Source organism: Nonomuraea sp. NPDC051941 (genome assembly GCF_044593615.1).
The window spans coordinates 193,501-206,130 of record NZ_JBIUCF010000019.1 but is presented as its reverse complement, the minus strand read 5'-3'; the positions used below and the strand labels follow the sequence as shown (position 1 = coordinate 206,130).

At 69.4% G+C, this 12,630-nt stretch carries 12 protein-coding genes; 6 read left to right on the top strand and 6 right to left on the bottom strand.

Going from position 1 to position 12,630, the window contains the following annotated elements; genetic code table 11:
- Positions 1 to 261 precede the first annotated feature (261 nt).
- Positions 262 to 1,458, bottom strand: a complete 1,197-nt coding sequence (locus ACIHFD_RS30480; protein ID WP_397369791.1) for an MFS transporter — start codon at positions 1,456 to 1,458, stop codon at positions 262 to 264.
- A 98-nt stretch (positions 1,459 to 1,556) separates the two neighbouring features.
- Here ACIHFD_RS30480 and ACIHFD_RS30475 point away from each other — a divergent pair, with 98 nt between their 5' ends.
- The 3 genes from ACIHFD_RS30475 to ACIHFD_RS30465 all read left to right on the top strand — a co-directional run bounded on the left by ACIHFD_RS30475 (position 1,557) and on the right by ACIHFD_RS30465 (position 2,959).
- Positions 1,557 to 2,330, top strand: coding sequence for an SDR family NAD(P)-dependent oxidoreductase (locus tag ACIHFD_RS30475; protein WP_397369790.1), 774 nt, complete (start codon positions 1,557 to 1,559; stop codon positions 2,328 to 2,330).
- Between the two features lie 28 nt (positions 2,331 to 2,358).
- Positions 2,359 to 2,610 (top strand): type B 50S ribosomal protein L31, encoded by a 252-nt coding sequence (locus ACIHFD_RS30470; RefSeq protein ID WP_350729869.1) that lies wholly within the window; start codon positions 2,359 to 2,361, stop codon positions 2,608 to 2,610.
- A 112-nt stretch (positions 2,611 to 2,722) separates the two neighbouring features.
- Positions 2,723 to 2,959: a DUF3040 domain-containing protein gene (locus ACIHFD_RS30465; protein ID WP_350729870.1), complete on the top strand. Its 237-nt coding sequence runs from the start codon at positions 2,723 to 2,725 to the stop codon at positions 2,957 to 2,959.
- An 8-nt stretch (positions 2,960 to 2,967) separates the two neighbouring features.
- Here the strand turns inward: ACIHFD_RS30465 and ACIHFD_RS30460 are convergent, their stop codons facing one another.
- From ACIHFD_RS30460 to ACIHFD_RS30445, 4 genes are all read right to left on the bottom strand, one after another.
- Positions 2,968 to 3,198 (bottom strand): DUF6343 family protein, encoded by a 231-nt coding sequence (locus ACIHFD_RS30460; RefSeq protein ID WP_350729871.1) that lies wholly within the window; start codon positions 3,196 to 3,198, stop codon positions 2,968 to 2,970.
- A 22-nt stretch (positions 3,199 to 3,220) separates the two neighbouring features.
- Positions 3,221 to 3,925, bottom strand: coding sequence for a maleylpyruvate isomerase family mycothiol-dependent enzyme (locus ACIHFD_RS30455; RefSeq protein WP_397369789.1), 705 nt, complete (start codon positions 3,923 to 3,925; stop codon positions 3,221 to 3,223).
- Positions 3,926 to 3,942: 17 nt separating this feature from the next.
- Positions 3,943 to 4,647, bottom strand: a complete 705-nt coding sequence (locus tag ACIHFD_RS30450; protein WP_397369788.1) for a DUF4344 domain-containing metallopeptidase — start codon at positions 4,645 to 4,647, stop codon at positions 3,943 to 3,945.
- Between the two features lie 137 nt (positions 4,648 to 4,784).
- Entirely contained in the window at positions 4,785 to 5,519 is a 735-nt protein-coding gene (locus ACIHFD_RS30445; protein WP_397369787.1) for a hypothetical protein, read from the bottom strand.
- A gap of 176 nt (positions 5,520 to 5,695) precedes the next feature.
- On the opposite strand from ACIHFD_RS30445, the gene ACIHFD_RS30440 reads away from it, so the two are divergent.
- A complete protein-coding gene (locus ACIHFD_RS30440; protein WP_350729877.1) occupies positions 5,696 to 6,568 on the top strand; it encodes a sugar kinase in 873 nt (290 codons plus the stop codon).
- Here ACIHFD_RS30440 and ACIHFD_RS30435 read toward each other — a convergent pair.
- Positions 6,565 to 9,828, bottom strand: a complete 3,264-nt coding sequence (locus ACIHFD_RS30435) for a discoidin domain-containing protein (RefSeq protein WP_397369786.1) — start codon at positions 9,826 to 9,828, stop codon at positions 6,565 to 6,567. The two genes, ACIHFD_RS30440 and ACIHFD_RS30435, sit on opposite strands and share 4 nt — an antisense overlap.
- 238 nt (positions 9,829 to 10,066) lie before the next feature.
- Between ACIHFD_RS30435 and ACIHFD_RS30430 the strand changes: the two genes are divergently transcribed.
- Entirely contained in the window at positions 10,067 to 11,062 is a 996-nt protein-coding gene (locus tag ACIHFD_RS30430) for a LacI family DNA-binding transcriptional regulator (RefSeq protein ID WP_397369785.1), read from the top strand.
- A gap of 209 nt (positions 11,063 to 11,271) precedes the next feature.
- Positions 11,272 to 12,630: an ABC transporter substrate-binding protein gene (locus ACIHFD_RS30425; RefSeq protein ID WP_397369784.1), complete on the top strand. Its 1,359-nt coding sequence runs from the start codon at positions 11,272 to 11,274 to the stop codon at positions 12,628 to 12,630.

Here is a 12,630-nt window from a genome sequence, read left to right as displayed (position 1 = left end):
CGTGTTCGCGGGTGAGCGTTTCGTGAGTTCCGCCGACGGCGATCGGGGGCTCCAACGCGCTCGCCTTGGCATCCCCCAGTCTGCCCGACGGTGATCGGTCCGTGAGCCAGCCCACAAGGCGCCCTTCGAGCCCGGTCGGCCGCGCTCCGGCCGCGCTCCGGCCATGGTGAGGGCTGGGGTCGGTCCTTAAAGGGTCCCATTGAGGGGGTTGCCGAGATGTGGGCAGGGTGAGGGTTGTGGGGGTGAAGGAGTGGAGGTGGGTTAGGCGGTGGCGGGGTTGGGGTGGGCGTTGCGGTGGTAGGCGATCAGGGAGAGGGCGCCCAGGGCGCAGGCCGCTGCCACCGCTCCCATCACCGCCGGATACCCGGCGAACTGCGCGATTCCTGCCGCCAGCAGCGGCGCGACGGCCTTGGCGACCGTGATGGGCAGCGCGAGTGCCCCGCTCAGGGACGCGTACGCTCCCGTGCCGTACCGGTCGGCCAGAAGAGCAGGGCGGGCGATCGTGCCCACGCCGAACCCCAGCCCGAACAGCACCACCCCCGCCACCGCCCCCGCCGTGCTCCTGCCGACCAGCGGCAGCAGCACCGCCGCGAGCCCCTGCACCCCGAACATCACCGCCGTGATCAACGCCACCGACCAGCGGCCCTGCAGGCCGGTGGTGACGAGCCGGCCCGTGACCGACAGCACCCCGAGCAGGCCCGCGACCCCGGCGGCGAAGAGGGGGGTGTGGCCGAGGGCGATCAGGTACGTGACCAGCAGGACCCCCATGACCGACACCGCGCCGGTCTGGGTCAGGAAGGCCGCCGCCAGCAGCCAGAAGGGACGTTCGCGCAGGGCCGCCCCGACGATCTCGCGCCGGTTCACGTGCGGGGGAGCGGCCCGGCTCCGGACGGCCAGGGCGTGCAGCGGCACCGAGGTCAGGGCGTATCCGGCGGCCAGGATGACGAGGGCCTGGCGCCACCCGTACAGGTCCACGAGAAAGCCCGTCAGCGGCAGGAAGATGCTGGACGCGAAGCCCGCCACGACGGTCACCGCGAGTAACGCCCGCGCCCGCCTGGTCGCGTCGAACCAGGCCACGATCACGGCGAAGGCCGCCTCGTACAGCACCATCGCCGACGCCACGCCCAGCACCCCGCAGACCAGGTACAACTGCGCCACAGAGCGCACCTGGGACCACGCCAGCACCGCCAGCCCGCCCAGCACCGACCCGAGGGTCATGAGCCCGCGCCCGCCGTGCCGGTCCAGCCAGCGGCCGATGAGCGGCGCCGCGACCCCCGACACCAGGACGGCCAGGGTGATCGCTCCGGTCAGTTGTGCGACCCCGGCGTGGAGGTCGCGGGACATCGGTGGGATGAACACCGAGAACGCGTAATAGAGCACGCCATATCCGGCGGTTTGCGTGATCGAGAGAGCGCCGATCATCCACATGGGAGACTTCGGCACGGTGGCGTCGATCACTCCAGGATCGTTCCCGTTCACCGGTCAGAAATACGGTGATAAATGTCACTTCGCCGCGTCAGGAATAGCGCACGGTAAAAGCGTAATAGCGTCGAGTCATGACCTTTTCCTATGTGGTGACCGGCGGCGGGCGTGGCATCGGAAAGGCCGTGGTCGAACGGCTCCTCGGCGAGAAGGGCGGCGAGAAGAGCACCGTGGTGGCCGTCGAACGCGACCCCGACGCCCTCGCCTGGGCCGGCCCTCGAGTCATCCCGCTGATCGGCGACGCGGCCGACGAGGAGGTCGCCGCCTGGGCCGCCGACCTGGCCCAGGAGGCGGGCATCCTGCGCGGCTGGGTCAACAACGCCGCCGTGTTCCGCGACGCCTCCGTCCACACGTCCCCGATCGCCGAGGTCAGAGCTCTGATCGCGGCCAATCTCGACCTCGCCGTGGTGGGCTGCGCCACCGCCGTACGCCACTTCCTCGCGGCCGGTACGCCCGGCGCCATCGTCAACGTCACCTCCCACCAGGCCACCAGGGCGGTGCCCGGCAGCCTCCCCTACTCGACCGCCAAGGCCGCCACGGAGGGCCTGACCAGGGCGCTGGCCGTGGAGTACGGCAGGCACGGCATCAGGGTCAACGCCGTGGCCCCGGGCTCGGTGGCCACCGAACGATATGAGGCGTTCCTGGAGTCGCAGACCCCGCAGGCGCGGCAGGCCGTCGAGGAGCAGCTGGCCATGCTGCACCCGCTCGGCCGGGTCGCGACCCCCGCCGAGGTGGCCTCCGTCGTGGCGCATCTCCTCTCGGACGAGGCGGCGTTCGTGAACGGCGCCACCATCCCCGTGGACGGCGGCCGCACGGTGCTGGGACTCGACCCGGAAGCTCGGGAATGAAAACCGTTGTCACCTGGTTGTGCAGGCCATGAAGAAGAACCTGCACCCCGCGTACGGCCCCGTCGTCTTCCGTGACCCGAGCGTCGGGTTCGCGTTCCTCACCCGCTCGACCCTCACCAGCGACAGGACGGTCGAGTGGGAGGACGGTAAGACGTACCCGGTCGTCGACGTGGACGTGTCGTCCGCCAGCCACCCCTTCTACACCGGCCGCGGCCGCATCCTCGACACCGCGGGCCGCGTCGAGCGCTTCAATCAGCGCTACGCGAACCGCCGCAAGTGACGGGCGGCCCCCGCAGGCATGTAAGCGCCTGCGGGGGATCGGCCTGAGGGGGCATGCCTGCGCTACTGCTGGGTAAAAGGTGGTCACCGGCATCGGAGCAGTGGTGATGGCCATGAGTCTCTCTGGAAAGGAACGCCGCATTCTCGCTGAGATCGAGCAGGCCCTTGAGCGAGAGGACCCCGAGCTGGCCAGGCGCGTCGCGGCGATCAACAAGATCGAATCAGACGGGGACTTCTCCCACGCGTATGGTGATCGCCTGCGCAGGTGGGTGCTGGCGCACGTCTGGATGATCTTCACGGCCGGCGCGCTCGTGATCGTCCTGCTCCTGCTCGCCGTACTGACCACCTGACAGCACAGTCAGCGCCGCCGGCGCAGCAGCGCCAGGTCGGCGGCGGCCACGACGGCCACCGCGGCCGCGATCGCGGCCTCCCAGCGCCAGACCTCCGCCCCCGTGCTCGCGGCGAGCACCGCGAAGAACACCGCCGCCGCCATCCCCAGCACCAGCGCGACCAGGGACAGGATCCGCCGGGTGCGCAGCGGGCTGCGCGCGCTCAGCGGCTCCGTGCCCGCCCGGTTACGCAGCCACATGGTCGATCCCCCTTCCGAACGGTCAGGCGAGGCACCTCAGGGCCGCGACGACGCGCGGGTCGATCCCGTGCGACGCAGGCAGCCGCCCCACCGTGGCCTCCACGAACTCGGGGTACGACAGCGAGGCCGTGACCCCGTTCACGGCGGCCCAGATCTCGTCGGCCGTCTGCTCCACCTGCACCTTGGCCTCCTGCTCGGCCAGCACGAACTGTCCCACCGCCACCCGCCACAGCGTCCGGTCGTCGACCTCGGCGTCGGGGACGGGCGCGCCGACGTCGTCGGCGTGGGTGGCGTACTCGGAGTCGTAGTGGAAGGCCTGCCGGCCGCACGGGTAGGGCCCGGCCATGGTGTCGATCAGCCCGCCGGGGCCGAGCTCGCGCATGCGGCGGCGCGTCTCGCCGTTCTGGACCCGCCACTCCTCCAGCACTTCCGCCACGGGCAGGTGGCGCCGCTGCCGCACCGACCACTCGTTGAAGTCGTTGTAACCGGACACGCCGGCCTTGGAGAGCCGGGTCAGCAGGTCCTGCACGGTCCCGTCGAGGCAGGCGTGGTTGTACAGCTCCTCGCCCGCCAGATGGCCCAGCACGTCACGCACCGACCATCCCTCGCACCGGGACGGCCGCTGCCAGCCGGCCTCGTCGAGCCCGCTGAAGAACCGGTCGAGCCGGGCGGCCTCCGTGTCGAAGATGTCGAACGGATTGAAGTGTTTGAGCAGCTCGTCGGCCATACTCCGGACGCTACCCGCTACGTGCCCGCTTTCACGGCCATCGATCCGACGGAGGACCTGACCCGGTCGTACTCGTCGGCGCAGGTGGGCGCCCGCTCGGGCGGGACCCAGCCGCCCTGGGCGATCCGGTCGTACTTGCCGGGGTCGGCGCCGTACAGGAGGCAGGAGAACGTGGCCGACTCGGGCGGCCCCGACAGGTGGTCGATGCCGGAGTGGCCGGCGAGCAGGTGGCGGGCCTCGGCGGCGGCCACCACGCGCTTGGGCGCGTCGGACGCGAGCGTCAGCGCCGCGAACTGGTCGGCCTGCTCCTCGCTGTCGGCCAGGCCGTTCAGCGTGGTCAGGGCGTGGCCGAGCTGGTGGTGGAAGAGCACGGCCAGCGCGCCGTCCATGCGGGCGGACCTGGTACGGGCGTCGGTCTCCTCGGTCTCGGAGATGCCGTCCATCACGTGGCGCACCTTGTCCACCAGCTGGTAGCAGATGGTGATCCGGCGCTCCTCGAGGTCCCAGGTGGCCTCCGGCGCGTCGCAGTCACGGGCGACGACCTTGACCGACGCGGGCAGCCGGATCCGGGTCTTGAGCGTGTCGCCGTCCTTGAGGAGCTTTCTGGCCTGTTCGGCGCCCGGCGAGCCCGGCTGCTCGTAGCGTACGGACAGATCGGACGAAGGCGCCGCCCCCAGCGTGCTCGTCATGCTCAGGACGAGGGCGATGAGGGGATGCGGCATACGAGGCTCCTTCGGGGGTCGGTAGATCCACGCAATGCGACTGTCCATGCACGCAAAGCGTGATCCCTAAACCTGAGGGCCCCCGAAAAGCCGGAAGGCCCGGCCCCTGACAAGGGACCGGGCCTCCGTCTTATGGATTAACGACGCCACCAGCTGCCGTAGACCCGCACGTAGTCCGTGCGGCTCTTGGAGCCGTCGAGCTCGTCGTTGCCGTCGAACACGGCGCGGAAGGTACCGCTCTTGTAGGCGCGGGTCTCGGCGTAGAACTTGCCGCCCCACTTGGTCTTGGCGGAGGCGACCCACTTCCAGCCGCTGGAGCCGTTCGCGCGGAAGTAGACGTCCACCTTCTCGCCGCGGACGCCCTCCCAGCCGTCGTCATCCACCTGGAGACGGCCGGAGAACTCGATCGTACGACCCTTGCGGATCTTGTACGGGTCGGCGGAGAAGCGCGAGATACGCGTCTCGGACTTGCTCTTCTCGAGCTCGACCGAGAAGAACGCCGTGTCCTTCGCGATCTCCTTGCCTGCGGAGTCGAAGGCTACAGCGGTGGCCTGCCACTTGCCCTGGGGGTCCCCCTCGGTGAAGCCGACGGCGAAGCGCCAGCCCTCGAGGTCCTTGACGTCCTTGGCGCGGAGCGTGCGAGCGCCCTCGGGCGCCACGCTGAGCTCGACCTTCTTGACGTCGGAGCTGGCCCCGATGTCGAAGTACGCGGTCGTCTCGGAGCCGGGCTCCACCACGACCGGATTAGGGTCGATGTCGCGGATCTTGAGCTGGGTGTCCACCTTGGTGGCCGCCGAAGCAGTGCTCGCGCCCGACATCAGCATGGCCCCGCCCACAAGGGCGGAAACGATACCAAGTGCGATCTTTCTCATGAGGGTGCTGATTCCTCTCCCCGTATTGACTTGGAGCCGGCTCGGGGTGGCCGACCCCTTTACTACTTTGAGCCACGAGAAGGGGAAAAGGTTGGCTAATGTTACAGAAAATATTTGATCAACCTGGCAACCAGGGGTTATGCGGGAAAAGTACTTGACCGGCTACAGTCTGGCGCATGACCGACGTCTACACGCTCGGCGAGCCCTTGGGGATCGTCTCCAGCGGCCGGGTTCGCCACGAGAGCGAAGCCCGGCTGGACGTGTGCGGGCCCGAGTTCACCCTGGCGATCGCGCTGGCCAGGCTCGGGCACCGCACCGCTTACCTGGGCAAGGTGGGCGATGACGAGCTGGGCGCGAGGGTGCTCACCGCGCTCAGGGGAGAGGGTGTGGACGTCGCGGACATGCGCGTGTCCGAGGGGTTGCGCACGGGCCTGATCCTCAGAGAGACCCGTGTCGGCCGCTCACAGAGAGTGACGCAGTATCGCGCGGGCTCGGCGGGCTCGCGGCTCACTCCGGGCAACGTGCCGATCGACCGGATCGCGGCGTCGAAGATGCTCCACGTGACCGGTCTCACGGCGGGCCTCGGCCGGGACGCGCTCGACGCGGTGCGCACCGCCGTGAGCGCCGCGAAGAACGCCGGGGTGATGGTCTCCTTCTCCGTCGACTACGTGCCCGAGCTGTGGCCGTCGGTACGCGAGGCCGAGGAGGTGCTCGGCGAGCTGGCCTGCGACTCGCACCTGCTCTTCCTCCGCCAGGACGAGCTCGACCTGGTCAAGCCCGCGCTCACGGCGGAGCGCGAGGTCGTGGTGGACCGCGGCGCCAAGGGCGCGAGCGTGCGTGCCGACCGGATGCGCTACGACGTGCAGGGCTGGCAGGTCCCCATCGTGGACACGGCCGGCGCGGGGGAGGCGTTCGCGGCCGGTTACATCAGCGCCGCGCTCGACGGCCTCATCCCCCAGGAACGCCTGCACCGCGGGGCGCTGTTGAGCGCCGCCGCGGTGACGAGCGTCAGCGACTGGCAGGGGTTGCCCACCAGGTCAGAGCTCTAGTTCGTGGTCAGGGTGAAGGTCGAGGTCGTGTTCTTGATGTTCTGGAAGTTGTTCGCGAACCTCAGGTTGTTGATCGTGGCCGACCCGACGGCCGGGCCCTGACCGGGCTCGGGCAGCTCGTTCACCCAGATGCCGAACCCGGACTTGGCGTCGAAGGCGTCGCCGCTCTTCTGCGCCCCGCTGATCGACACGTTCGTGAGGATCGTGTCCTTGACCGGGTTCAGCGGCGCGCTGCCGGAGTAGCCGGTCTGGAACATGATCCCGCTGTACGTCGGGTCCACGATGTCCAGGTTGTTGACGCGGATGCCCTGGAACACCTTGGACGAGGAGAACAGCCACAGCGCCGGGAACGTCTGCTGCCCCCAGAAGTGCCCGCCGGCCCGGACCAGCGAGATGTTGTCGAACGTCGTGGGCGGGCTGGCGCCGAACCCGTTCATCGGGATCCCGAAGTCCAGCGAGCTGATCGTGACGCCCGGGTAGGTCAGCGTGTCCGCGACGTAGATGTTCCTGAACGTGTTGTCGTAGCCGCCGTACACGGCCACGCCCGCGGCCCGCCAGGTGAGCAGCGAGGTCAGGTTCTCGAAGACGTTGCCGGTCTGCTCGCCGGGGTTGTTGTCGGTGGCCGAGAACAGCGCGAAGCTGTCGTCGCCCGTGGCCCTGGCCTCGACGTTGGTGACGTGGTTGCCGGTGCTGCCGTTGGTCATGTTCAGGCCGTCGGCGAACAGGTTGCGGATCCGTGAATTCTTGATCGTGATGTTGTCCGTGTTCGTGCCCCAGTAGAGGCAGATCTGGTGCTCGGCCCAGACGTTGTCGATCGTCATGTTCGCCACGTTCGAGAAGTCGAACACCTTGCCGGGGCCGTCGATGCGCGAGGTGTAGTTGCCGAAGTAGGCGAAGTTCGCGAACGTCGAGCCGTTGGCCGAGGCCTCGGTGCGGAAGCCCACGTCGGTGTTGTCCTGCCCGGCGGGGGAGGAGAACCTGGTGAACCAGGGGCCCGCGCCGACGATCTTGACGGACTTGCCGTACACCTGGAACTTGCTCGACGTCTGGTAGTCGCCCTGCGGCAGGTACACGCCGGTCAGGTTGGCGTCCATGCGGGCCTTGTCGAGCGCGTTCTGCACGTCCTGGTGGGTGAACCCGGTCGGTACGGCGTACTTCGCCGGGTCCGGGTTCGCGACCGGGGTCGCCTGCTCGAAGTCCACGAAGTCGATCGCGTACGTCTGGCTGTTGGCCGAGTCCTTCTGCAGCCTGATCGTGCTGCCCTTGGGCACGGTGGCGCCGAGGAGCACGTTCGCCTCGTCGTAGATGTGCCTGGGCGGCCCCGAGCCGGGGGAGTTGCTCGGACTGGCCTCGGCGCCATAGAGCCAGGCGTAGCGGGAGGTCAGGTTGACGGCCTTGAGGAACGAGCCGTTGACATAGACGTTCAGGGTCGAGCTGAGCCCGCCGCCGCCCGCCGCGTCGGGCATGGAGAAGCGGGTGACCAGGGTGTTCGTGTCCGCCCTGGTGGTGAACTCGACGTAGGCGCCGGTCTGGTTGAGCGTCACCGCGCGCCGCCCGGAGGCCTCGCCGGCGATCGTGCCGATGTCCCTGCTCGGGCCCACGCGCGTGGCCCCGCCGCCGATCACGGCGTCCTCGGCCTCGTACGTGTCGTACGGCATGTTCGCGCCGCGGCCCACGAACAGCGGCAGCTCGCTGGTGTTGTTGGCGCGCTTGACGGGCAGCTCGTTGGCGTCGTCGGCGAGCACCGTCCTGACCGTGTACTTGCCGTTGGCCGCGGTCCACGTGCCCAGGCTCACCGGGCTCGTGGTCGCGCCCGCCGCGATGGCGCCGCCGGTCGAGCCCGTCAGGGTCTTGACGACGGTGCCGGAGTCGTTCGTGACGGTGAGCGTGATGCCGTGGGAGGCGCCGCTGGAGGCCACCGTGCCCTGGTTCTTGATCGCCACCGAGAACGTCACCGTGTTGCCCGCGGCCGGGTTGCCCGGCGTCCAGGCGACGGGGGAGGCGACCAGGTCGGCCGTGTCGACCGGCTTCACGGTCAGGGTGCCGGTGGCGGTGTTGTTGGCCTCGTTCAGCTCGACGACCTTGCCGTCCTCGTCCACCTTTGCGGAGAGCTGGTAGGTGCCGGCGTCCCTGGCGCCGATGTTCGCGGACACGGTGGTCGACGCCCCCGCGGCCAGCGCGCCCACGCTCGCGCTGCCGACCTTGGTCGCGCCCGCGTAGAAGTTCACGGAGGTCGCGGCGGCGGCCGCGGTGCCCGCGTTCCTGACCGTGGCCGACAGCGTGACCGCGTCGGTCTCCACCGGCGCGGCCGGGGAGGACGAGAGGTCGCTCACGGTCAGGTCGGGGTTGGCCGACGGCGTGCCGAAGATCTGGAACTCGGCCACCTGCCCGCCCGGCGCGCCCGAGTTGGCGGTGATCTGCAGCCGGACGTCGGCGGCCTTGCCGGTCACCGGGATGGTCACCGAGTTCCCCGTGGCCGGGTCGAAGGTGTACGTGGCCGAGGAGACGAGGCTGGTGAAGCCGGCGGCGCTCTGCTCACGGCCGAGGACCTGGATGGTCTGGGTCCGCCTGGCCCAGGCCGGGTCGGGGTTGAGCTTGAGGGTGATCGAGGTCAGGTCGGCGTTGGCGCCGAGTTGCACGGTCAGCGTGTTGGGGTAGGCCGCGCCCTCCCAGTACGTCTGGAGGTTGTCGTCGTTGGCGTTGGCGGCCACGTACGTGTGGGTGTGCGAGGACTCGGTGATCGCCTTGCCGAGCGCCAGGTTGGCGCCGCTCGGCGGCGGGTTGTCCGGCGCGCTGCCCCACACCTCGAACTCGGAGAGCTGGCCCGCGGGCCAGCCGGTGTTCGCGGTGATCTGCAGCCGGACGTAGCGGGCGGTCGCAGCGGCGAAGGTGATCGTCGCGGTCGGGTTGAACGTGTACGTCGCCGAGGCGACGATCGTGCTGAAGGCGGAGCCGTTCGTGCTGCCCTGGACGGTCAGCGTCTGGGTACGGCTGGGCCAGCCGGACGGCAGCTTCAGCACGAGCTTGCTGACGCTCGCGTTGACGCCGAGGTCGACCTGGACCCATTGCGGAAACGCGTTGTTGGCCGATTCCCAGTAGGTGGCCTGGTTGCCGTCGGTCACGTTGGGAGCGGCGTAGACCTCGGTGAAGCTGCTCGCGGTGGCGGTTCTGCCCGCCGCGAGGTTGGTGTCGGCCGCCGCGTAGGCGGGCGCGGCCAGGACTCCGATGACTAACGAAAGGGCGGCTAAGACAGCTCTCATGGGGGTGGCCCTCCGGGTAAGGCGGATGGCCGAACCATAGGATGCCAAGCAGATTGCCGCAATATTTCGACGAGATTTCGCAAACAGTTGACTGACAGGAATTCGTCGGGGCGGTCTCTCCGTGCTGGTCAGGAACCCGGCAGGACCGGCAGATCCGCCGTGGAGGGCGCGCAAAGCCTGACGTCGGATCGACGTAAGCCGTTGCAAGCGCTTGCGCTGAAGGCCGTATAGTTTGCGCATGACGCGACGACTCGCAGAGGTGGCCAAGAAAGTCGGAGTCAGCGAGGCGACGGTGAGCCGGGTGCTCAACGGCAAGCCCGGGGTCTCCGACGCGACCCGCGAGGCCGTGCTGACCGCCCTCGACGTGCTCGGCTACGAGCGCCCCACCCAGCTGCGCGGCGACCGGGCCCGGCTGGTCGGCCTCGTGCTCCCCGAGCTGCAGAATCCGATCTTCCCCGCCTTCGCGGAGGTGGTCGGAGGCGCGCTGGCCCAGCAGGGGTTCACCTCCGTGCTGTGCACCCGCACGGTCGGCGGCGTCTCCGAGGCCGACTACGTGGACCTGCTGCTCCAGCAGCAGGTCAGCGGCGTCGTCTTCGCCGGCGGCTTCTACGCCCAGGCCGACGCCGCGCACGGGCACTACGAGTTGCTGCACGAGCGCAAGCTGCCGACCGTGCTGGTGAACGCGGCCGTCCAGCACCTCGACTTCCCGCAGGTGTCGTGCGACGACACGGTGGCCGCCGAGATGGCCCTGGCCCACCTGCGCGCGCTCGGCCACGAGCGGGTCGGCATGGTGCTCGGGCCGAAGGACCACATGCCGTCGCGGCGCAAGCTGGAGACGTTCCAGGCGGAGGGCGGGGACCCCGGGCTGGTCGAGCACACGATGTTCTCGCTGGAGGGCGGGCACGCGGCCGCCGCCCGGCTGGTCAAGCGCGGGGTGACCGGCGTGATCTGCGCCAGCGACCTGCTCGCGCTGGGCACGATCAGGGCGGCCCGCCGGGCGGGGCTCACCGTGCCGGGGGACATCTCGGTCATCGGCTTCGACGACTCGGCCCTGATGAACTGCACCGACCCGCCGCTGACCACGGTCCGCCAGCCGATCGACGCCATGGGCCGGGCCGCCGTGGACCTGCTGGTCGCGCAGATCGACAAGGCGGTGGTGCCGGCGGACGAGCTGCTGTTCGAGCCCGAGCTCGTGGTCCGCGCCTCCACCGCCCGCGCCCGCGCGGCGGTCTAGGAGCCTGAGCCCGGCCCGTTCCCCCTCTTCCCTGGGGATCTCGGCCGGTGCCCCCTCTCCTCCCCAAGGGACCTCAGCCCGTGCGGTGGGTGAGAGGCGTCGCTACGCAGGCGTAATCCAGTCGTTATCTTGCAATATGCAGTCGAAATATTGCGAACATCCGTCCCCGATCCTATGGTGTGGGCACCTCGCATCAGAAGGGTCAGACCATGCGGAGATCCACTGGGCTCTTGCTCGTGTCCGTGCTCGGCCTCTCAGCCACAGCCTGCGGCTCCAGCAACCCCGCCACCCCGTCAGCCGGCGCCGGCGGCGGCGCCAAGGCCGTGACGATCACGGTGGCCTGCCAGCCCGCCAAGTCCGCGCCGAAGGAACGCCAGGCCTGGGACGACGACGTGGCCACGTTCATGAAGGCGCACCCGGGCGTGACGGTCAAGAGCACGGACCAGCAGCCCTGCTTCGACCCCAAGACGTTCGGCCCCAAGCTGGCCGGCGGCCAGATGGAGACCGTCTTCGTGGTCCCGGTGACGAACTACAACGACGTCATCGGCCAGGGCCAGGCGCTCGACATCACGCAGTACACCAGCACCATCAAGAACTGGAACGACCTGCGCCCCGACGTGCGCGAGCTGGTGACGAAGGACGGCAAGGTGTACGGCGTCCCGAACGTCCACTACGGCGTCGGCCTGGTCTACAACCGAGCCCTGTTCACCAAGGCCGGACTCGACCCCGACACCCCGCCCAAGACGTGGGCCGAGGTCCGCGAGGCGGCCAAGAAGATCGCCGCGCTCGGCGCCGGCTACGTCGGCTACGGCGAGTACTCCGGCGGCAACACCGGCGGCTGGCACTTCACCCAGGCCATCTACGGCCGCGGCGGCAGCATCCTGGCCCCCGACAACAAGAAGGCCGCGTTCAACTCGCCCGAGGGCAAGGCCGTGCTGCAGAACCTGCACGACATGCGCTGGGTCGACAACAGCATGGGCAACAAGCTCCTGGTCGGCTGGGAGTCGCTCATGATGGCCATGGGCAGCGGCAAGGTCGGCATGATGCTGGGCGCGCCCGACGTGGTCACCGATGTGGTCAACAAGTTCAAGGGCAACGTCGCCGACTACGGCATCACCGGCTTCCCCGAGGCCAAGGCGTCACTGAGCGGCGGCGAAGCCTTCATGATCAACCCGAAGGCCACCCCCGAGGAGGCCAAGGCGGGCCTGGAATGGGTCGACTTCCGCTACAACACCGTCGGCAAGGGCCGCTTCGACTTCGCCCGCGGCAAGGCCATCGGCAACCCGGTCGGCGTGCCCGACAACGCCGTCTACGGCGACTCGGCGACGGGCAAGGCCATCCAGGCCGACCGAGAGAAGAACGCCTCGCTGCCGGTCACGAACTACGCGCCTTACGTGCAGGCCGCCGCGACGATCCCGCCGAAGGCCGAGCCGGTGCACGCGCAGGAGCTGTACGCCATCCTCGACGTGGTCATGTCGGGCGTGCTGAGCCGTAAGGACGCCGGCGTCGACCAGCTCCTGTCGGACGCCGAGACCAAGGCGAACTCCATGCTGGCGGCCAAGGGCTGA